12 protein-coding genes and 1 riboswitch are annotated in these 21100 nt (G+C 63.2%); of the genes, 4 read left to right on the plus strand and 8 right to left on the minus strand.

Features of this window, described 5'->3' with window-relative positions; genetic code table 11:
* Nucleotides 1–186 precede the first annotated feature (186 nt).
* Both ACZ1JC_RS01865 and ACZ1JC_RS01870 read right to left on the minus strand, forming a co-directional pair.
* Complete coding sequence (locus ACZ1JC_RS01865; RefSeq protein ID WP_465139603.1) at nucleotides 187–1140, minus strand: cytochrome-c peroxidase; 954 nt, start codon at nucleotides 1138–1140, stop codon at nucleotides 187–189.
* 31 nt (nucleotides 1141–1171) lie between these two features.
* Nucleotides 1172–1759, minus strand: a complete 588-nt coding sequence (locus ACZ1JC_RS01870; protein WP_465139602.1) for a homogentisate 1,2-dioxygenase — start codon at nucleotides 1757–1759, stop codon at nucleotides 1172–1174.
* Between the two features lie 122 nt (nucleotides 1760–1881).
* Between ACZ1JC_RS01870 and ACZ1JC_RS01875 the strand changes: the two genes are divergently transcribed.
* Nucleotides 1882–3936, plus strand: coding sequence for a TonB-dependent receptor plug domain-containing protein (locus tag ACZ1JC_RS01875; protein WP_465139601.1), 2055 nt, complete (start codon nucleotides 1882–1884; stop codon nucleotides 3934–3936).
* A 91-nt stretch (nucleotides 3937–4027) separates the two neighbouring features.
* Here ACZ1JC_RS01875 and ACZ1JC_RS01880 read toward each other — a convergent pair whose 3' ends face one another.
* From ACZ1JC_RS01880 to ACZ1JC_RS01905, 6 genes are all read right to left on the minus strand, one after another.
* Entirely contained in the window at nucleotides 4028–5812 is a 1785-nt protein-coding gene (locus ACZ1JC_RS01880; RefSeq protein WP_465139600.1) for an arylsulfatase, read from the minus strand.
* A gap of 58 nt (nucleotides 5813–5870) precedes the next feature.
* Nucleotides 5871–8645, minus strand: a complete 2775-nt coding sequence (locus ACZ1JC_RS01885) for a TonB-dependent receptor (RefSeq protein WP_465139599.1) — start codon at nucleotides 8643–8645, stop codon at nucleotides 5871–5873.
* 747 nt (nucleotides 8646–9392) lie between these two features.
* On the minus strand, nucleotides 9393–9668 hold the full coding sequence (locus ACZ1JC_RS01890; protein WP_465139598.1) for an HU family DNA-binding protein: 276 nt from the start codon (nucleotides 9666–9668) through the stop codon (nucleotides 9393–9395).
* Between the two features lie 183 nt (nucleotides 9669–9851).
* Nucleotides 9852–11900 carry a TonB-dependent receptor gene (locus tag ACZ1JC_RS01895; RefSeq protein WP_465139597.1) on the minus strand — a complete coding sequence of 683 codons (2049 nt, stop codon included), beginning with the start codon at nucleotides 11898–11900 and terminating at the stop codon, nucleotides 9852–9854.
* Nucleotides 11901–12075: 175 nt separating this feature from the next.
* A riboswitch (cobalamin riboswitch) is annotated at nucleotides 12076–12319 on the minus strand.
* Nucleotides 12320–12634: 315 nt separating this feature from the next.
* On the minus strand, nucleotides 12635–14794 hold the full coding sequence (locus tag ACZ1JC_RS01900) for a prolyl oligopeptidase family serine peptidase (RefSeq protein WP_465169060.1): 2160 nt from the start codon (nucleotides 14792–14794) through the stop codon (nucleotides 12635–12637).
* Nucleotides 14795–14859: 65 nt separating this feature from the next.
* Nucleotides 14860–15915 carry a phosphatase PAP2 family protein gene (locus ACZ1JC_RS01905; protein ID WP_465139596.1) on the minus strand — a complete coding sequence of 352 codons (1056 nt, stop codon included), beginning with the start codon at nucleotides 15913–15915 and terminating at the stop codon, nucleotides 14860–14862.
* Nucleotides 15916–16273: 358 nt separating this feature from the next.
* On the opposite strand from ACZ1JC_RS01905, the gene ACZ1JC_RS01910 reads away from it, so the two are divergent.
* The 3 genes from ACZ1JC_RS01910 to ACZ1JC_RS01920 are packed head-to-tail and all read left to right on the plus strand — an operon-like array spanning nucleotide 16274 to nucleotide 21100.
* A complete protein-coding gene (locus tag ACZ1JC_RS01910; RefSeq protein WP_465139595.1) occupies nucleotides 16274–19687 on the plus strand; it encodes a response regulator in 3414 nt (1137 codons plus the stop codon).
* Nucleotide 19688: 1 nt separating this feature from the next.
* The gene (locus ACZ1JC_RS01915) at nucleotides 19689–20513 is read left to right on the plus strand and encodes a CheR family methyltransferase (RefSeq protein ID WP_465139594.1); all 825 of its coding nucleotides are present in this window, start codon (nucleotides 19689–19691) and stop codon (nucleotides 20511–20513) included.
* Nucleotides 20510–21100 (plus strand): chemotaxis protein CheB, encoded by a 591-nt coding sequence (locus ACZ1JC_RS01920; RefSeq protein WP_465139593.1) that lies wholly within the window; start codon nucleotides 20510–20512, stop codon nucleotides 21098–21100. The genes ACZ1JC_RS01915 and ACZ1JC_RS01920 overlap by 4 nt, the downstream gene beginning before the upstream one ends.

Raw genomic sequence — 21100 nt, forward strand, 5'->3', positions numbered from 1 at the left:
TCGCGCCAAGGCTGCACGTTGTTTCCTTGGGCGGGCAATGCGATTGCCCGGATAGCAATGCAAGCGCTAAGCTGCCCGTCGCTGGCGAGCTTGGCGCGATCGATGGTCGCTGGTTTCCCCGAATGTCTGCGAAATCCAGATGACTTTCAGGCGACCAAAAAGCGGCCGACGCCCACCTCCGCAGAATCACAGCACTTTGCCGCAGGCGGTTTGCGGCAGCCCGAACGCCGGATTGGTCAGGAAAGCATGATCGGTCAGACTGGCGAGGAACGCGGCTACTGCGCCGCGCTTTTTGGCCGGCAGCGGGGCGATCCGGGTGTGGGCGGCAATTGCGGCGTCCAACGTCGGAGCGGATCCGTCGTGCAGGTATGGCGCGCTGACGATGACGTTGCGCAGGCTGGGCGTGCGGAAGCGGCCACGGTCGCTGGAACGGTGGGTTACTTCGGCAAGACCGGGATCGGCGGCGCCCGACGGCGGCATCGCACCGATGCGGTGATAGCGCGAATCGGTGAAGTTCGCGCCGCTGTGGCAGCCTGCGCAATTGCGCCGGAAGATCTGCGCGCCTTCCCGGACCTGCCCTTCCAGCGCGAAATTGTCCCAGTCGCTGCCGCGCGATACGAGCGTGCGTTCGAAGGCGGCAAGGGCGCTGGCGACCCTGGGATAATCGATGGCGCCGTCGCTCTCGGGAAAGGCCTCTGCGAACTGTGCGCGGTAACAGGGATCGCGGCCAAGTCGGCGGGCGATTTCGGCTTCCTGCCCCTTCATTGCCATCTCGACCGGGTGGTCGCCGAAAATCGGTACCGCTACTTGCGCTTCCAGACTGGTGAGCCGCGGGTCGGCCCATGTCAGGCGCGGGAAATCTCCAAGATTGGCGAGCGTTGGCACATTGCGCCGCCCTGGATCGTCGAGCGCGCCCGGATGGGTGCGGTTGCCATCGGCGAAACCGTGGCGCTGCTCGTGGCAGGTCGCGCAGGACATAGTACCGTTGATCGAAAGATCCGCGTCGTAGAACAGCCGACGACCAAGTTCGATCCGGGTCGCTTTGGCACGCTCGGAGGGCTGCGTCGCCTGCCTGCCCTGAGGGCGCGACGCTGCCATCAGCCCGGAAAACGCAGTGGCGATCAGCAGCAGTCCGGTCACTGCCCCCCTTACCGCATTTCGCATCGCGCCCTCAGGGCAGGCGGGTAACGAGCAGGGGCAGCTTCGCGTCGGCGTTGGCCGAGATCTGCAGGAGATAGTCCCCCGGTTCGAGCGCAAAATCGACCATCTTGCGGATGCCCGAGCAGTCCGGACCATGACCATGGGCGATAGAGGTCTGGCCCGTGACCGGATTGTCTTTGCCGGTGTCGGCAGCTTTGATCACGTCGATCCACGCCGCCGAGCCGAGCGCCACACGGTAATGGCCCGCCGTGGGCACGGTAAAGACGTAGATGCCGCCGAAACTCACCGATCCGCCCGGTTTTTCGGGGCGCAGCGCATAGCGGACCGCGGGCGTGGGGCTGAGCGTGCCGTCCACTGCCGTACCGGGCGTCAGCCGCGCTGCCGCCGCTGCGTCTTGCGCGGCGGCCAGGGGCATGCGCCGGTTCCAGCCGGAAAGTTCGCCGGGCAGCGCGGCGGGCGTGGCCGGGCAGGCAATGGGCGAGGGCGCGATAGCGGGGGAGGCCGCAGCCCCGCCGGTCATCTCCTGCGCCAGCGCGCTGCCGGTCGGCGCCAGCATCAGCAATGCGGCCAGAAGCAGCCCGCCTTTGGAACTCGTCATTTTGCGTCCGACCATCCTGAAGTCCTCATTTCGCTGCACTTTTGCATCGCACAAAAACTATATACGGACGGATATAGCGAATCGTCGAAACGGCGACAGCACAAAACATGGGGGCTTTTTTCATGCGTTTCGCATCCGCTTGTGCGGTCACTCTTTCCTGCATTCTTGCAACGCCCGCCTTTGCCCAGTCCGCGGCGCCCGCCGATCAGGACGCGCAGCACGGCAATGCTTTCACGCTCGGCCAGATCATCGTCACTGCACCAGCACCGGGCGGTCCCTCGATCACGTCCTCCACGCTCGATGCCGAGGCGATCTCCCTGTTCCAGCGCAACAGTCTGGACGATGCGGTCAACCTGATGCCCGGCGTCTCGTCGTCGAACAGCGGCGGTTCGCGCAATGAGCGGCTGATCAACGTGCGCGGTTTCGACCGTTATCAGGTGCCGCTCTCGATCGACGGCATTCGCGTCTACCTGCCTGCCGACGGGCGGCTGGACTATGGACGTTTCCTAACTTCCGACATCGCGCAAGTGCAGGTGGCCAAGGGCTATGCTTCGGTGCTCGACGGGCCGGGGGCGATGGGCGGCGCCATCAACCTCGTCACCCGCAAGCCGGTCGAGCCGATCGAAGCCGAAGCGCGCGGCACTCTGAACCTTGGCCGCAAGGGCGAGTACACTGGCTACAACATCTTCGCCCTGCTCGGGACGAAGCAGGACATGTGGTATGCGCAGGCCAGCTATACCCGCAATTTCACCGATCATTGGGATCTTCCCGGCAGCTACGAGCCCAGTGCCGGATCGGCCGAGGATGGCGGCCATCGCGACTTCTCTCGCACTGCCGACTGGCGCGTGAACGCCAAACTGGGCTTCACGCCGAATGCTACCGACGAATATTCGATCAGCTATACCCGGCAGGAAGGGTCCAAGAACGCGCCGCTGCACGTGACCGACCCGGCTGCCTCTCAGCGTAACTGGTCTTGGCCCTACTGGAATATCGATAGCATCTATTTCCTCTCGACCACCGCGCTGGGGGACCGGGCGACGCTCAAGACCCGCGTCTATCGTAACGGGTTCGACAACCTGCTGCGCGCCTTCGACGATGCCAGCCAGACCACTCAGACCAAGGCGCGCGCCTTCAACAGCTATTATGCCGACACTGCCTGGGGCGGATCGGCGCAGCTCGACCTTGCGGTCAGCGATATCGACCGGCTGAGCGTTGCCGCCCATTACCGGCGCGACAAGCATGTAGAATGGCAGCAGGCCTTCCCCTCGGGAGCGGTCGAGCCGAAGCAGACCAGCGTCGAGGAAACCTACAGCATTGCCGCCGAGAACAGGCTCGACCTGACTTCGGCACTGGCCTTCACCGCCGGTGTCAGCTTCGATTGGCGCGACCTCTCGCGGGCCGAGGACTATGCCAGCGGGGCGCTGATCGAATATGCGCTGCACAACGGGCAGGCGCTGAACGGACAGGCGCAGCTGGTCTGGAGCGTCGATGCGCAGACCAGTCTGCACGCGAGCATTTCCTCGCGCGCACGGTTCCCGACCATTTTCGAGCGCTTCAGTTCGCGCTTCGGCGGTGCCACATCGAATCCGGACCTCAAGGCCGAGCGGGCGACCAATTACGAAATCGGCGGCGCGCGCGATTTCGGCCCGCTCCATGCCGAGGCGGCAGCCTTCTATTCGCATCTCGACAACGTGATCGTCGCTTTCCCGATGATCTATCAGGGCCAGTCGGTGACCCAGAGCCGCAACCTTGGCAGTGGCGACTACTACGGCGGCGAAATCGCGCTGACTGCGCGGCTGGGCCGCACGCTGAGCCTTGGCGGCAACTACACGTACACCCACCGCGATCTTGACGATCCGACCAACACCGCGTTCCAGCCGACCGGGGTGCCGACGCACAAGGCCTTTCTCTGGGCCGACTGGTCGCCGCTAGAAGGGTTGCACGTGCTGCCTAATGCCGACATCGCCTCGAACCGCTGGACCGTGAACACGGCGGGCACGCGCTATTATCGCACCGGGAGTTATGCGCTGGCCAACCTCACGGTGAACTATGCGCTGCGTGAGGGTGTCGAGATAGGCGCGGGCGTGCGCAACCTGTTCGACGATTATTACGTGCTCACCGATGGCTTCCCGGAACCGGGTCGCAGCTTCTTCCTGAGCTTCGGTTTCAAGTACTGAATGAAAAAGGGGCGACTTGGCGGTCGCCCCCTATCCCGCCGATTCATAGCGGAAATAACGTTTCCCTGTTTCCGCACCGGAACATTGCCGGTCAGTCGCTGAAATGCGCCTGAGGTACCTCCTCCGGTGGAGTGCCGAGCACGCCGCCGCGTAGCGGAACGCCGACATCGCGTGCCCAGTCGAGCCATAGTTTGTCCAGCCGCGCAACTACTTCGGGGTAGAGTTGGCGAACATCCTGCGTCTCGGTCCGGTCGTTCTGCAGGTCGTAGAGCGCCCAGGCAAGGTCGGCCCGCTGCCCTCCCGGCGCCAGTGAAACCAGCTTCCAGCGGCCGTCGATCACCGCGCGGGCGCCGTAATGTTCGAAGAAGAACGGACGATTGGCCGGGATCGGCTTGCCTTCGAACACACCCGCGAGCGAAACGCCGTCGACGGGCGCCTTGTCCGTGCGCGGGGTAACGCCTGCAAGGTCGAGCAGGGTCGGCGTCACGTCGATGATATGCGCGGGCGTGGCCACCCGCGTACCTTCGCGTCCCCCCATCGCCGCGGGCCAGCTCATCAGGAACGGGGCATGTGTTCCGCCCTGGTAGCTCTCCGCCTTCCAGTAACGCCAGGGGGTGTTTGCCGCGCTGGCCCATTGCGCACCAAGGCAGGCCATCGTCTGGTCGTCGCCGATCTCGTGGTCGGGATATTCGCCGTAAGCGACCTTGCGGCCGTCGCGCGTCTCGCTCCACCGGTCGTAGCCTGCTTCGACCATGACCTCCGGCGAAGCGCCGTTGTCGATAGTGAAGACGATCAGCGTATCCTCATACTGTCCGGTATCTTTAAGCGCCTGAACCAACCGGCCGATGCCTTGATCCATCACTTCGATCATGGCGGCGTGCGTTGCCATCTTTCGCACCTGCACCGCGCGCTGATCGTCGGTAAGGCGCTCCCACGGGATCGATGCGTTGTGTTCGTAGCAACTTTCGACCGCATCGAGCCGATCGACGGCAGGATCGACAAGCCCAAGCTTGATCTGGCGGGCATAGCGGTCCTGGCGGATCTGGTTCCACCCGCCCGAAAAGCGCGGGATGTACTTCTCGATCAACGCGGCGGGGGCCATCAGCGGCCAGTGCGCCGCCGTATAGGCCAGGTACATCATGAAGGGATCGGCGCCTTTTGCGAGGCGCTTCACTTCTCCCACCGCGTGATCGCTGATCGCGTCAGTGAAATAGAAACCCTTGGGAACTGACCTGACCGGCTGGAAGTCGTTCACGAGGCTGAAGGGGTCGTGATAGTTCACTACGCCCCAGATGATGCCCCAGTGATGCTGGAAGCCGCGTGCGGCGGGGTAGGTGCGACGATCGCCGAAATCGCGGTCGAAATGGGCCTGATGGTTGATCCACTTGAGATGCTCGGCTTTGTCTTCGATCGGCTGCGCAGCGGTGAGGTGCCATTTGCCGACCATCGTGGTGGCATAACCCGCACGGCGCAGTTCTTCGGCGACCGTGGGAACTTCCAGCGAGAGACTGGTGCCGTTGCCCGCCATGTTCACGCGGTGCGGATAGCGTCCCGTGAGCAGCGAGGCGCGCGAGGGGCAGCAGCGCGCCATGTTGTAGAAATTGGTGAAACTGACCGAGCGCTTGGTCAGTGCGTTGAGGTTGGGCGTATCGACTTCCCCCCCGAACGCGCCGATGTCCGAATAGCCGATGTCGTCGCCCATGATTACGATCATATTGGGTCGCTTGCGGGGGCGCCCGGCCGGGGTGAACGGCAAGTCGCCGAGCAGGCTCGCGCTGGCAGGTCCGCCCATCGCGGCGAGCGAGCCGAGCAGGGCCAGCCTTTGGAGGAAACGGCGGCGCGGGCCCACGATTCCGGAATTGGTGGTTGCGCGCATAGTCATTCTCCCGTGGATGGTACTGCGGGGCACGGACGCGGCGTGCCCCGGTTTCTCGTCAGATGCGGATGCGGACGCCGGCGGTGTAGGTCGTGTCGTCGTACCGGTACTCCTGCCCATAGGCGGGCTGGTTGTAGTAGCCGCGATACTTGGCGCCGAGGATGTTGGTGCCGCCAAGATCGAAACGAAGCCGGTCGTTCACGTCCCAGCTCAATCCGAAGTCGAGCCGTCCGCTGGGGCGCACATAGTTCAGCAGCAACGGGTTGTAGGTCGCATCGTTGGCGCGCGCGGGATCGACCTCTCGGATGCCGAGCGCGCCAGTCTCGTCGCTGTCATAATATTTCGACCGCCAGGTGTAGATCAGGCGGCCGGAGACGCCCGACTTTTCATAAAGCAGACCCGCATTGAAATTGTACTTAGACACACCCTGCAGCGGCAGACCCGCGAGCCGGTCGCTGCCCTTCACCTCGGTATCGGCATAAGTGAAGTTGCCCATGACGCCGAGGCCCGAGAGCGCACCCGGCAGGAAGTCGAAGAACGTCTGGCCACTGACTTCAATGCCCTGCAATTCGGCCTGGCCGATATTGCGCGGACGGCTGATCGAGTAATTGATCCCGTCGATGACCTCGTTGGCGGAAGCGGTCACCACGCGGTCGGTGATGTCTCGCTTGTAGGCCGCCACGGCAATGAAGCCTCGGCCGAAATAATATTCGAGGCTGAGGTCGTAACTGTCCGATTTCTGCGGTCGCAGGTCCGGGTTGCCGGCAGAACCTGCGTTGAGGATGTTGGGGTTGGTGGACAGCGAATACGTGAGCCCGGGATTGAGCGAGGCGAAGTCCGGGCGGCGGATGGTCTTCGCATAACTCGCCCGCAGTTGGAGCCCGCCGCCAAACTGAAGCCGCGCGCTGGCATTGGGCAGGACGTCCGTATCGGTGGTCGTCTGCGAAAGCGGCCGGATTTCCGTGCGTGCCGGCTGGCCGCCCGATGCCGGAATCGTTACCACGCTTGAACCGCGTATCGTGCGCTCGGTGCGGGTCGGCCGCACGCCGACGACGCCGTCGAGCGTAATCCCGGATGTGATCGGCGTTTCGTAATTGAACTGGGCGTATCCCGCGAAAGTCTTCTCGGTAGCATAGAAGGCGCGCTGTGGCTGATAGGCCGGGTCGCCGGTGGCCACGCCGTAAAGCGTCCGCAGGGCGTCGCGGCCCTCGTCCGATCGCAGGAAGTCGGGATTGGGTACAAGCGCGCCCGTTCCGTTGTTGAACTGCGGCACGCCGGGCATGAGCGTCAGATAATCGCCAGGCAGCCCCGAAGCATCGACCTTTACCGCCGTCGCTTCGCTGGCCGAACCGATTACCCCGCCGGGCGCTGCCTTGCTTACGACGGCTTGCTGGAACTCGCTGCCACGGTTCGCATAGCGGATACCTGCCTGGAATTTGCGGAGCAGACTGCTGTCTATGTCGAAGCTGGTGTCGAGCCGCGCCTGAAACAGGTCGCCTACGGAACGGCTGAAAGTCTGGTCGAAGCCTTCGCTGAGCACCAGGTTGGTCGACGAAAGGAAAGGATCGCCCGGCGTGGTGACCGTCGCTCCACTGCCGCTGTTCGCGGTGTATTGGAAGGTCGGGATGCGTTGACCGATCACCGCCAGAATCGTCTCGGAAGTATTGACCGATCGCTGATAGGAAACGTCAGCCTTGGCGCTGACGCCGTCACGATCGTATTTCACCCCGATCGCGCCAAGCCAGGCATCGGTGCGGTTGTCGTAGCTGTATGTCTTCTGCTCGCTCACCGCGTTGGAGATCGTCGCCGACTGGACCTGGCAGAGATCCTGCACATTGAAGGCGGGAAGCGTCGGCGGCGTGCCGCTGGGAAGGGGGGACTGGCCGCTGTCATTGCGGGCCCGCGCGGTGATGCAATCGTCCGACAGTTCGATGTTGGAAATGGTCGTGCCGGGAAGAAACAGCTGCGCATTGGCCAGCGACCATTGGCTCTGTGAGCGATAGCCGGTGTAGAGCCCGTCGGCATAGACCTGGAGGCTGTCCGATGCCTGCCATTGGAGCGAGGCATTGGCCTGTGGGCGCTCATACCAGCCATAGTCGGAGTGGCTCTCGACGACGTTGGGCAGGAGGACGCCGGGCAGATTGTAGGGAATGCCCGTCCCCTGCGCGGCGCGGCGTACGCCTTCGCGGGTGCGCGGGTGGTTGTAATGCGTCTTGGCCCAACTGACGTTGATGAGCGCGCCGATATCGCCGATCCCGGTTTCCCAGGTATCGGTGGCCAGTATGCTCACTTGAGGATCGAGCCTGTCTGATTTCACGCCGTAGTTGCCGTGCGCATTGACGACGATCGTCGGCTTGTTGAAACTGAACGGCTTGTTGAGCTGCAGATCGATGATGCCGGCGATGCCCCCTTCGATCAGGTCTGCCGTGTTGGACTTGATCACGTCGACCCGCGACAGCGCATCGGCGGGCAGATCCTGCATCGAGAACGTGCGGCCGGTGGTCGTGATGATCTCGCGGCCGTCGAGCGTGGTCAGGATATCGCCGAGCCCGCGGATGCGGACATTGCCGATCTCGTTCGACTGGGTGACCGACACCTGCACGCCCGGCACGCGTTGCAGTGCGGCCGCGGTCGTAGGATCGGGAAACTTGCCGATATCTTCCGAAACGATCGAATCCACGATCTGAGGCGCCTGCTGCTTGATCTGCGCGGCGCGTTCCAGCGATTGGCGAATGCCGGTGACGACAATGTCACTCGCCTGGGCCTCTTCCGGAGCGACTTCCTGCGCCCCGGCGGCGCCTCCCGCTGAGAACGCCATGATCGCAACGGACACATATCCCGCACGCAGCAAAAGTGAATGACGAAAGCCCGCCAGCTTGATCGATCTCATGTAGCCCCTGGATTCAAGACGAACGCCGACATCGCCTGCCGGGCAGCGCACGGGCGGGCGGTTCGGAAAATTCGGTTTGGATGATTTGCCTGGCGCGGTCGCCTCAGCTGAAGCCCGCAGGCTCCACACTTAAGTCAACCTAAAAAGTTGAGAAACATCAGCAAGGTAGTTGTGCTTCGTCTGGCCGAAGCATTCCTATTCCAAGGCCGGGTGCAGCAATCGCGATTCCGGCGCACAGCTGTGGCGATGCCAAATTTGACGAGCGCGGCGTCCAGCCATTGGGAATGGCAGATCTACATGAGTTAGAAGTCCGGTGTTTCCAGTCGACGCGTGCCGATCTGGATCGGCGCGGCATTATCGACTGCACGCACCTTCCGCCCGATGACAGAGGTGGCCCAGGCTAGATCGGTAGATAAGCGTGCGGGCCGGCATTCAGCTATTTTTGAAGCGCCGGTTTCACGAAGCCGAGCCGACGCAGCCAGGCATCGTGCCCCTCATTTTGCTCCAGTTCATCCGGTCAACGCAGACGGCGGGAGACTTCGGTAAGAAAGTAGAGCGGCATGGACGGCTATCGCGATATCCAGCGGCTCCGCGACGACACGGCAGCGCATCGTGGAAATTTCACCTGAACATGGAATGGGACGGCACGGCGCTGGTGGCGGCGTGCCGTCCCATTCTTGAAGCGCAGTCTTAGCCGTTCAACTTGTCCTTGACGGCCTTGGCCGGAGCGAAGGTCAGCTTCTTCGAGGCGGCGATCTGGATGGTCTCGCCGGTCGAAGGATTGCGGCCTTCGCGAGCCGGAGAGTCCTTCACCTTGAACTTTCCGAAGCCGTTCAGCGAAATTTCGTCGCCGGCAGCCGCCGCGTCGGCAATGGCTGCGAAGACTGCATCGACCGCCTTCTTGGCATCGGCCTTCGTGGCGCCGGTTTCAGCAGCGAGCTTCTCAGCAAGGTCCGAATTGTTCATCGTCTATTCTCCTGTCGTTATGAATTCTGCCAGGAGAATTATAGCCGGCTGCGCAAGGCAGCAATGTCACACCGCCAACACCTGTGCATAGTTTATCGGAGCCCACCGGGTCTGGACGATTTCTCGAAACCCAGTGGGCTGGTTTGGGAACGCTCGAGTTTAAGACTCTACGGTTCCCGCTGCTCAGAACGTATAGCGTGCGCCGATCTTGAATGTGCGTGGCTCGATCACGCGGCTCAGGCGGCCTTCCACCGGCCCATCTGCATCGAACGAGGGAACGTAGGATTCGTAGTAGTAGGCGATGTCCTTGTCCCGGCTGTTGAAGATATTCAGCACTTCGCCGTAGATTTCGATCTTGGCGCCCTTCCACGCGGCGCGCGCGTTGAAGACCGTGCTGCCTTTGTCCCGCACGCTGTTGTCCTCCACCAGCGGGTAGGGGCCAAGATGGCGGACGCGGATGCTGGCTTCCCACGGGTCCAGCACGATGGCTGCCCCGGCTGAGGCGGCATTCTCGAAGGCATTGGGGATCCGGTCGCCATTGTCATAGCGCGAATGGTTCCAGGTATAATTGCCGTCCAGCGCCAACCACGGCAGCGGCCGCCAGAACGCAACCACTTCATAACCGTGCCGCTTGCTGGCGCCGGTGGGTTCCACCGCGTTGGAGTCGCCCACGAAGCGCAATTCGCTGGCAACGTTGAGCCACCAGTAGGTTCCCGTCAGCGAGAACGTCCCCGCCTGGAAGCGCCCGCCCAGTTCCTTGCCGGTGCCGCGCACCAGCACGGGCACCGGCGTATCGACATTGACTGCACCGCGCACGTCGTTGGAGTGGAACCCTCTGCCCCAGTTGGCATAGACCTCAAACTGCGATGTGATTGCGTATGCGGCGGATAACTTCGGCGAAACGATGGAATCGTGGCCCTTGCCTTCGCCAAGATCGGCCGCGGCGGCATCACGCGCGCGCACCGTGTAATGGTAGTAATCGCCGCGCAGGCCGCCTGTCAGGCGCAGACCGGCCAGCGGCTTCCACGTCGCTTCGCCGTAGAGCGCGCCTGACAGTTCCTCGACATGATAACGGCCGAGAGAGTAGAGGAATTCGCGGTTCGATGTGCGGTTGACGCCCACGCTGCCGATATGGTCATAGCGATTTTCGGTGCCGACCGACAGTTCCAGACTGTCGGCAATCTGCCATTGCTTGCGGGCCGTCAGCCCTGTCACCCAGCGTTTGTCGAACTGGTCGATCTGGGCGCTGGTGCCGTCGGGATCGGCGTATGTCGGGTTGGAATACATGTTCCAGTCGTAATACTGGGCATAGACATTCGCGCTCCACGTGGCTTGTGTGATCCCCACATTGCCGACGAAGCGCGTCGTTCGGCCCCGTGCCGAAGGATCGGGCGAACAGAATACGTCGTCGCAGATATCCGAGCCGATGATGCGTTCGGGGATCTGTTCGGTCGGCCGCCAGGTCGCGTGATAGGCGTGGAGCGAGGCCTGAACCGTGCCTTCGCCAACGGGAATCGAGTATTTGGCAAAGCCGGCGTAATGGCGCAGGTGTTCGGCTTCTTCCCATGGTCCGTCATAGCGCTTGGCCTGTCCCACGAGTGTGAGATTGCCGCCGCCAAGATCCTTGATCGTGCCGCCGGCAGCCAGGCGGCCGGACTTGTAGGAACCGCCTTCCACAGAGAGCCAGGGCCGATCGAAAGCGTCGATCGTGGTCATATAGGCCGCGCCGGCCAGCGCGAAATCGCCGCCGTCTGCCCTGTAGGGGCCTTTGCGGAAATCCTCGCGCGCGACGATCTCCGGGATCAGGCCGTTGAGCTCCAGATAGCCTTGCCCGTGCCCGTGCGTGCGCAGGTTCATCTGCACGCCATCGATGTAAGTGGTGAAATCGGTGCCATGATCGAGGTTGAAGCCGCGCAGGAAGTACTGATTGGCTTTGCCGCTGCCGGAATGCTGAGCGGCCACCATCCCCGGTACCGCTTCCAGGAGTTCGGCCACGCGTAGCAGAGGCCGAACGAGCAGGTCCGAGCCGCCGACGCTGCCCTCGCTGGCAGCATGGGCCGTGCCGATCTTCGCTTCGCCGCGCCCAAAGACAAGGATTTCGGCAGCCTCGCCGCTTCCGGAATCACTGGCGGACGATCCCGCCGAAGGCGCATCTTCGGCATGGGCTGTCGCACCGACAAGAGCGGCGCCCACGAATAGGCCCGCGCGCAGCACGTTCATGTAGATAGTCATCAAAATTCCCCCGGCGCCTGCGACTGGGGGTGAAGGCGTGCCGCCAACGACGGTCGGCGCGCGTCGACGGCCGGACGCCCGAGGCGACCGTTACGCGAACCGATGCGGCCTTCACCGCTCGTTCGTCGCTCAGACGGAAAAATTACCGGGCCTCGGCCATCCCCTGGACCAAAGCGAGAGCGACCAGACGCCGGCAGGTCTCCTGGCTCACGGGTCAATGCGACGATGCACGGCCTTCCCAGGCCTCGCATGGTTTAGCGTCCGGCCCAGTGGCTGCGGCGGGCGTCCTTGCCCCGCCGCGAATGTACATCGCGCTCACCGCTTACAGTTGCAGGGACAGCCCCGGATTCGAGAGACAAGCTCTCTCACCGTGTTCCCTATTAAGCCTCTTTCGAGGCACCGGCGCGATCTTACCCATCGCCTTTTAAAGGTAATGGATGGCGCCAGCTATCCTGCATCACTCCATCACGCAAGCCGCTGTGACGATCCCACGTTTTTCGTCGCGGAAACGGGCAGTTGGTGACGGCGAACAACCGCCGTTGGCTCGCACTTAAGGCGAGGTCTGCAATTACGGGCGAATTGCTGCTGGCGGCACTACCAGTCCGGCACATTCTCGTTGACCGGTGCCCCGTGGCTGGATTTTCGCAGCGAGTTGCGCCTCGTAGGGCGATTCCAACGCGGCCAAGCCGACAGGGGCAAGCAGCGCCATGGCTATGAAGTCTGGCCTGCAGCGCCTACGTGGTCTGCCAAAGGATGAAAGCATAGGTGTCCGCTGCTTCGCGATCCTGTTGGCTGCGGGTAGAGCCGATGCCGTGGCCGGCGTCGTAATCCACACGCAACAGGATCGGCCTGCCTGAACTGGTGGCGGCCTGCAGGCGCGCGGCCATCTTGGCAACGTGGAACGGCGCCACGCGCGGATCGGTAACCCCGGTGGTCAGCAGCACCGCCGGATAGGGCGTTCCATCCACCACATGCTGATAGCTATCTATCGCCTTGAGGTACTGATAGCCCTTGGGATCGCTGATCGCGCCCCATTCCGGCTCCTCGCCATAGCCGTTCTGTTCGACCACGTAGCGCAGCGGGTTCGACCATCCCACGCCGTCGACCACGGCGGCGAACAGGTCCGGCCGTTCCGTCAGCGCACGGCCCACCGTGATGCCGCCGGCCGAGCGGCCGCCAATGGCCAGATGCTTGGGCGCAGTCCACTTGTCCCGGCAAAGCGTTTCGCACACATCGATCAGGTCACGCCAGGTATTGGGCTTGTTGGCCAGTTGCCCCGCCTTGTGCCATTCGCGGCCATATTCGCCGCCACCCCGGACATAAGCGAAGCCGACGACCGCACCGGCATCGATCAGAGCCAGCATCTTACCGAGGAACGTCGGGGTATAGGCCGCCGCGCCGTAGGACCCATATGCCTGGATGAACGCCGGAGCGGATCCATCGCGGGGCAGGTTCTTCTTGTAGATCAGTGCATAGGGCACTTGCGTCCCGTCGCGCGCGGTGGCGAATGCACGGGTGGTGGTATAGCCGCTGACGTCGATTTTCGGCGACGGGTTCATGCCTGTCTTCGCCAGTTTTCCCGACGCATCGACAGACCATACATCCGGCGGCGTCAGCCACCCGCCATAGGTCATCAGCAGGCCCGGTTGCCGCGGGTCGGCAAACAGGCCGCCGATGGTACCGTCGAACGGCAGCGGGATTTCCGCGACTTTCGCATCGCTTCCCAGCTTCCGAAGGCGGTTGACGCCGCCGTCCATGATCTTGAGATAGAGCCCGTCTGCCGCGCGCTCCATGCTCTCGATCACTTGCGGCCCTTGCGCCACCAGTTCCGTCGCCGTGGCGAGGGAGGGGGCGCTGGCGGAAGTCTTCAACAGGCGGCCGCGTGGATAATCCTTGTTGGCCAGCAGGATCAGATCGTCACCATGTAGGTCGAAGGCGGTAACTTCATCCTCGAACCGTGCGACTTCCTGCCAGCGGGGCTTGCCTGAGACGATATCGGCGAGCGGCGCGACATAGAGGCGCATTTCCGTGCGCACGTCCGCCAGGGCCAGCAGCGCGTGCGACGACCCTTGGGCGGTGACGATAAACGGCGTCTGGATATTTTCGAAGGCAATGGCCGGATCCAGCCCGCGCTTCATCAGGATCGGATCCCTGGCAGGATCGGTCCCTACGCGATGGAAACGGGCCTGGCTATCCAGAAAGCGGTCGGGCGTATCGACCTTGCCGGTCAGCTGGTTATAGAAGAACCCGCTGCCGTCATCCAGCCACTGCGGCGTGGCGAACTGGGTGTTGGGGATCGTTTCCGGCAGATCCTTGCTCGTTGCCACGTCCAGAACGTGGGCGATCGAATCCTCGCTGCCATTGGCCGAAACGCCATAGACCAGCCGCTTGCCGTCAGGCGAAGCGCGCCACCAGTCCAGTGAGTAGTGTCCGGCCCCGGCCCCGGACATCTGCGTGGGATCCACCAGCACGCGGACCTTGCCGGCTTCGCGGACGAGAAGCTTGTAGTTGTCTGCACCGGCGGGACGTTGTTGATAGAACAGGCGCGCGCCGGCGTGCTGGACTTCGGCGGTGACGGTGAGATCACCCGAAAGTTGCTGGATCCTTGTCAACAGCCCGGCACGTTGCGGCAAGCCGTCCAGAACGCTGCGGGTATAGTCGTTCTGGGTCTTGAGGAACGGCAACCAGTCCGGATCCTTGTCGTCCTCCATCCAGCGATAGGGATCGGTCAGCGTCTCGCCAAAATAGGTGTCCTGCACCGGATTTACGCGCGCCGCCGGCGGGCGAGGGGATCCGGCCGCCGCGGGCGCAGCCAAAATGCGGGCGGGGACCAGAGACATCGTAATGGCAAGCGTGCTTGCACGAAGCCACTCGCGCCGGTTCATGGATTGCATGATCCCCGTACCCCCCTATCAAGATGCGAGCAGCCTAGCTTGCCTGCCTGCATCCGCAAGGCGGTTCACGCGGCCATTTCAGCCAATCTGGTTGGAAATGCGGTCCCGCCCCCAGTGCGCCGATCGAGCGCGCGAAAGTAGATGTGCACCACCCCCAGCGAGAGCGCTGCCACCCCGGCGCCGAGGATCATGTCGATCAGGTAATGCGTGCCTTCCACCGGGGTTGAGAGCAGCATTGCGGCATTCAGCGCGACAATCGGCCAGCGCAGTTCAGCGATGCGCCAGCCCGCCACGATGTACAGCACGGCTGCCGCGGTATGGAAGCTCGGCGCCGAAACGATGCCCCGCAAATGCCCCAGGTCGACGACATGCACTTCATGCGCGCGCAGCGCCGGGATCAGTCCCTGCTGCCACAGTTCGCTTTCGGGCATGTATGGGATCGGGCCGTGCCAGAGATGCGAGAATGGGCCCACGGCGGGCATCAGGCTGAACACGGCCAATGTAATCACTGCGGCCACGCAGAATCCGGCAAGGAAGCGATAGGCACGGACATGATCTCCTGCCCGGGCGGCCGACCACAGCAGCAGCGCCGGCGTCACGTAAATGCTGCGATAGACGGTCGTGCCCAACGCCTGGAGGATTGGATGCGCGGCGACGAGGCGATACCAGCCCAGCCAGTCGAAGCCCAGTGCCTGGTCGATGCCTTGCAGGCTGGCATCGGCATAGCCATGCGTGAGCGCAGCTATGGGATAGCTGGCAGTGGCACCCATCAGCGAAATCACCGTGAACAACATCGCGTATTCGCTGAAATGGGCAACCGGCGCGGCGTGGCGCCATGTCGTGCGGGGCAGGGCGAAGCGCAGGATCACGGCAAGGATGCCGGCGGCGTAGAACGGCAGATTGTCGGGCAAAAGCGGATCGACATGCAGCCGCGCCAGATGCATCAGCACGGCAAGGCCGAACAACCCCAACAGCAGGGCGGCCAGCACATGGCGACGCACGAGCGGGCCCTGCTTTCCGGCCGCCGCGAGGGCGGGGCTCGTCGGCGCCTCCGTCGCCCGCTTTCCCGCACCTTCGCTGGAAGATGGTGGCGTGGGCCAGGACGGCTGCATCAATGACATCGTGGTAAATCCAGGAAGGCGGGTCCAGAAGGGCCGAAAAGTGGGAATCGTCGAAGGGCGGTGAAAAGCCGGAGTCGCGCTTAAGCACGGATGAACCGGAAAACCAAAGACCGTGCATGGGCCCGCGTCGCTTTTCCTCGGAGCTGTTGCCAAGGTTGCACGTAAGCAAAAATCCGGAGCCTTCGGGAACCATTCGCAGACGGGTTCGTTGCAGGGGCGCGGCCGTTTGCGGTAAGCGTCCGGACGGGCGCTCGCTGCGGCCCATCTTTTTGATTTGACGCTGGAAGGGCCCGCTTCGACGGCCGGCTTCCTGCATGGGGGGATAAGAATGTCGCCTTCGCTCGCGCCCCAGGGGGGCATGGCGCGATTCGGTCTGGAAGGCCGGGTATGGCTGGGCCTTGGGCTGGTAGTCGCTTTTTTCGTTGTCAGTGGCACGATTGCGGTGCGCAATGTCGAAACCATGCGCGTGGATGCCGGCCGGATCACCCATTCGCACGCGGTAATCGCCGGACTCGGGGGAATCCTTTCCACCTTGCAGGACGCCGAAACCGGGCAACGGGGATTCCTGTTGACCGGAAACGAGCAATACCTTTCCCCGTACAACGAAGCAAAGGCACGCTTTCCGGGGCAGATGCGCGATATCGCGGCATTGACCGCGGATAATCCATCGCAGCAGGCACGGCTGGCGACATTACGCCGCCATGCCGAGGCGAAGATTTCCGAGCTGACCGAATCCATCGACTTGCGCCGTCGGGAAGGGGCCGAGGCGGCGCTTGCCGTGGTCAGGACCGACCGCGGCAAGCAGGAGATGGACGCCATCCGCGTCCAGATGGACGAGATGGAGCAGGAAGAGGCGCGGTTGCGCCAGGCCCGCGTCGAAGAAATGGACGGCGCCTACCGGACGGCCTGGACCACCGCGCTGATGGCGGCCGCGCTGGGTATCGCGCTGACGGTGGTGGTCGGTATGCTGGTCCGCCGTTCCACCCGCGCACGCGATCGTGAGCAATGGTTGCAGCACGGGCAGGCGCGGCTCGCCTCTGCGATGCTGGGCGATCCGGCAACGGAACACCTGGGTGAAAGCATTCTGGAATTCCTGATGCGTTTCCTCGGCGCACAGGCGGGGGCAATCTATGCGGGAGATGGCACGCAGTTCCACCGCGTCGCAATGTTGGGCGTTCCGGCAGATGCCGGCGTGCTGGAAGGCTTCACGACGAAAGACGGATTGCTCGGTCGTGCCGCATCGGAGCGCGAGCAATCGGTGCTCAGCGACATTCCCGATGGCTATCTGGCGATCGGATCGGGCCTGGGGCATGACAAGCCTCGCCACTTGGTCATCTCTCCCGCCAGCGCCGACCAGGGAGTCCAGGGTGTTGTCGAACTCGGCTTCCTGAAGCCGGTGGACGACCTGGCGCTGACATTCCTGCAGCAGGCATCGGGCGCCATCGGCGTCGCGCTGCGCTCTGCCCGGTTCCGCTCCGAACTGCACAATCTTTTGGAAGAGACGCAGCGCCAGGCGGAAACCCTTCAGGTGCAGAGCGAGGACCTGCGCGTTTCGAACGAGGAACTGGAAGAACAGGGCCGCGTGCTGAAGGAATCGCAGGTCCGCCTCGAACAACAGCATGTCGAACTTGAACAGACCAACGCCCAGCTGGAGGAACAGACGCTGCAACTGGGCGCCCAGCGGGACGATCTGGCTCGATCGAACTCCGTCGTCGAACAAAAGGCGCAGGAACTGGAGCAGGCAAGCCGTTACAAAAGCGAATTCCTGGCCAACATGAGCCATGAACTGCGCACGCCGCTGAATTCGCTGCTGATCCTGTCGAAGCTACTGGGCGACAATGCCGCGGGGAACCTTTCCGAAGAGCAGATCCGTTATGCCCACACCATCGAGTCTTCGGGCAACGATCTGCTGGCGCTGATCAACGATATTCTGGACCTGTCGAAGATCGAGGCGGGCCATGTGCAGGTGCGGTCCGAAAAAATCGTGCTGGACCGTTTCGTGGCCGACATCCGGCAGATGTTCGATCCGGTTGCCCGGCAGCGCGGCCTGGATTTCGCCATCGCCATCGCGGCGGACTGCCCCGGCACGATCGATACCGACCGGCAGCGACTGGATCAGATCGTCAAGAACCTGCTTTCGAACGCCTTCAAGTTCACCGAGGCAGGCAGCGTCACGCTGGCCATCGAAGCCGATGGGGCCGAGGGTATTAAGGTTTCGGTGACCGACAGCGGCATCGGAATCGCCGAGAGCCAGCAGCGCGAAATTTTCGAGGCGTTCCGGCAGGCCGACGGCACGATCAGCCGCAAGTACGGCGGCACCGGGCTGGGCCTGTCGATCTCTCGCGAACTGGCGCGCCTGCTGGGCGGGGCGATCACGGTACAAAGCAAGCCGGGCGAGGGCAGCCGTTTCACGCTTTCCCTGCCGCTGGCCTACGATCCGACAACTGCCGAAGCGGCGGCAGGGCAGGAACCTTCCGTCGCGGATCGCCACCCTGGGCCGCCGTCTTCCGCCGCCATGCCAAGGCCGGCAGCGTTTGTCCGCAAGGTCGACGACGATCGGGACAGACTGGGCGGCGGTGAACGCATCCTGCTGGTGATCGAGGATGACGAAAGCTTTGCCGCCATCGTTCGCGATCTTTCGCATGAGCTGGGTTTCCATTGCCTTGTCGCCGGAACCGCGGAAGAGGCTCTGGTCTTGGCGCGTCAATACCGGCCCAGCGCGGTGGTGCTCGATCTGGGTCTGCCGGACCAGTCCGGACTGGCCCTGCTGGACCGTCTCAAGGGCGATGTCGCCACGCGGCACATTCCGGTTCATGTCGTATCGGCCAGCGATCATGCCCAGACCGCGCTTTCGCTGGGCGCCATCGGCTATCTACTGAAGCCCGTTCGGCGTGACGAACTGATGGACGTGCTTCAGGCGCTGGCGGACAAGCTGGCGCAGGACGTGCGCCGGGTGCTGATCGTCGAGGATGACGAGCGGCAACGCGAAGCCGTTTCGACATTGCTTGGCTCTGCCGAAGTCGAAACCGTGGGCGTGGGCAGCGCCGCCGAATGCATCGAACGCCTGCGGCACGAGACTTTCGATTGCATGGTGCTGGATCTGAAGCTGCCGGATGCCTCCGGCTTCACTCTGCTCGAAACGCTGCGTGAACAGGGGGACCACAGTTTCCCGCCGGTGATCGTCTACACCGGGCACGAGCTTTCGGCGGCGGACGAGCAGCGCCTGCGGCGCTATTCGGATTCGATCATCATCAAGGGCGCGCGCTCGCCCGAGCGACTGCTGGACGAGGTATCGCTGTTCCTGCACCAGGTGGTCACCGAAATGCCGGCCGAGCAGCAGCGAATGATCCAGCAGGCCCGCAGCCGCGATGCCGTGCTGGAGGGCCGCCGGATACTGGTGGTGGAGGATGACGTGCGCAACGTCTATTCGCTCACCAATATCCTGGAGCCTAGAGGGGCGGTGATCGAAGTGGCCCGCAACGGCCGGGAAGCGATAGAGGCGCTCGACAAATCGGCGGAAAGGGCGGTCGACGGGGGGCAGATCGACCTTGTGCTGATGGATGTGATGATGCCGGTGATGGATGGTCTTGCCGCGACACGTGAAATCCGAAAGGACTCGCGCTGGAAAAAGCTGCCGATCATCACGTTGACTGCCAAGGCCATGCCCGACGATCAGGAACGCTGCATAGAGGCCGGCGCGAACGATTACATGGCCAAGCCGCTGGATGTCGACAAGTTGCTGTCGCTGGTGCGCGTCTGGATGCCGCGCTGACATGTCCGATCCGGTCGAGGATATCGAGATCCGTTTGCTGCTGGAAGCACTGTTCCAGCGTTATCATTACGATTTTCGGCAGTATTCGCAGGCATCGGTGCGGCGGCGGCTGCGGCAGGCGCGAGAGAGGATGGGGCTTGCCAACTTCTCCATGATGCAGGAACGGCTGTTGCACGAACCGGCGATGCTGCCGCGTCTGCTCGGCTATCTTACCGTGCAGGTCAGCGAGATGTTCCGCGACCCTTCGTTCTTCCGCGCGATCCGCGAGAAGGTGGTGCCGCACTTGCGCACCTATCCCTCGCTCAAGGTCTGGATCGCGGGGTGCAGCGCGGGGGAGGAACTCTATTCCTATGTGATCCTGTTCCGCGAAGAGGGGCTGGAAGAGCGCACGCTGTTCTATGCCACCGATATCAGCCAGGATGCGCTCGACCTCGCCTCGCGTGGGATATATCCGCTCGATCGGATCAGGACCTTTACGGAAAATCACCGCGCTTCCGGCGGCAAATCGTCACTTTCGGACTATTACAGTACGGCCTACGATAGCGCCGTGTTCGACAAGAGCCTGCGGGACCGGGTGGTGTTTTCCGATCACAGTCTTGTCACCGATGCGGTATTCTCGGAAATGCACCTGATCTCTTGCCGTAACGTGCTGATCTACTTCGATCGCGAACTGCAGGATCGCGCTATCGGTCTGTTCCGGGACTCGCTGATCCGCGGCGGATTTCTGGGGCTGGGTGCGAAGGAGAACATCCGCTTTTCGGCCTGTGCGAACGCATTTGGCGATTTCGTGCGGGAGGACAAGATCTATAGAAAGCGCGAAGGATGACCTCTGCCGGACCGCTTGCCAGTAGCCTTCGCGTGGTCGCGATCGGCGCGTCGGCAGGCGGTATCGAGGCGCTCTCCCGGATTCTTTCGGCGCTGCCCGATGACTATCCGGTGCCGATCCTTGTCGTGATCCACATGCCTGCCGATAGCGGCAACGTCCTGGCACCCCTGTTCGGGCAAAAGTGCCGCGTCCCGGTGCGAGAGGCGGAGGACAAGGAGCCGGCGCTGCCCGGTACGGTCTATTTTGCGCCCCCCGGATATCACATGCTGGTGGAGGCGGAAGGCACGCTGGCGCTGTCGAGCGACGAGCCGGTACTGCATTCCCGCCCTTCGATCGACGTGCTGTTCGAAAGCGTTGCGGATGCCTTCGACGCCGGCGCGATCGGCGTTATCCTTACCGGGGCCAGTCCGGATGGCGCCAAAGGGCTGCGGGCCATTGCCGATGCCGGCGGCACTGCAATCGTGGAGGATCCATCCACAGCCTATGCCGATGCCATGCCGCTGGCGGCGCTACAGGGGTGTCCGAACGCAATGACACTGTCGCTTGGCGATATAGCTGCGTTCTTGTGCGACATCGGCCGGAACTGA

The sequence above is a fragment of the Sphingomonas sp. BL-S-28 genome, from assembly GCF_055521515.1.

Coding starts and splice junctions, on each gene's coding strand:
- ACZ1JC_RS01920 (WP_465139593.1), top strand. CDS start 20,510: ATGACCTCTGCCGGACCGCTTGCCAGTAGCCTTCGCGTGGTCGCGATC.
- ACZ1JC_RS01905 (WP_465139596.1), bottom strand. CDS start 15,915: ATGTCATTGATGCAGCCGTCCTGGCCCACGCCACCATCTTCCAGCGAA.
- ACZ1JC_RS01915 (WP_465139594.1), top strand. CDS start 19,689: ATGTCCGATCCGGTCGAGGATATCGAGATCCGTTTGCTGCTGGAAGCA.
- ACZ1JC_RS01895 (WP_465139597.1), bottom strand. CDS start 11,900: ATGACTATCTACATGAACGTGCTGCGCGCGGGCCTATTCGTGGGCGCC.
- ACZ1JC_RS01890 (WP_465139598.1), bottom strand. CDS start 9,668: ATGAACAATTCGGACCTTGCTGAGAAGCTCGCTGCTGAAACCGGCGCC.
- ACZ1JC_RS01875 (WP_465139601.1), top strand. CDS start 1,882: ATGCGTTTCGCATCCGCTTGTGCGGTCACTCTTTCCTGCATTCTTGCA.
- ACZ1JC_RS01880 (WP_465139600.1), bottom strand. CDS start 5,812: ATGCGCGCAACCACCAATTCCGGAATCGTGGGCCCGCGCCGCCGTTTC.
- ACZ1JC_RS01900 (WP_465169060.1), bottom strand. CDS start 14,794: ATGCAATCCATGAACCGGCGCGAGTGGCTTCGTGCAAGCACGCTTGCC.
- ACZ1JC_RS01870 (WP_465139602.1), bottom strand. CDS start 1,759: ATGACGAGTTCCAAAGGCGGGCTGCTTCTGGCCGCATTGCTGATGCTG.
- ACZ1JC_RS01910 (WP_465139595.1), top strand. CDS start 16,274: ATGGCGCGATTCGGTCTGGAAGGCCGGGTATGGCTGGGCCTTGGGCTG.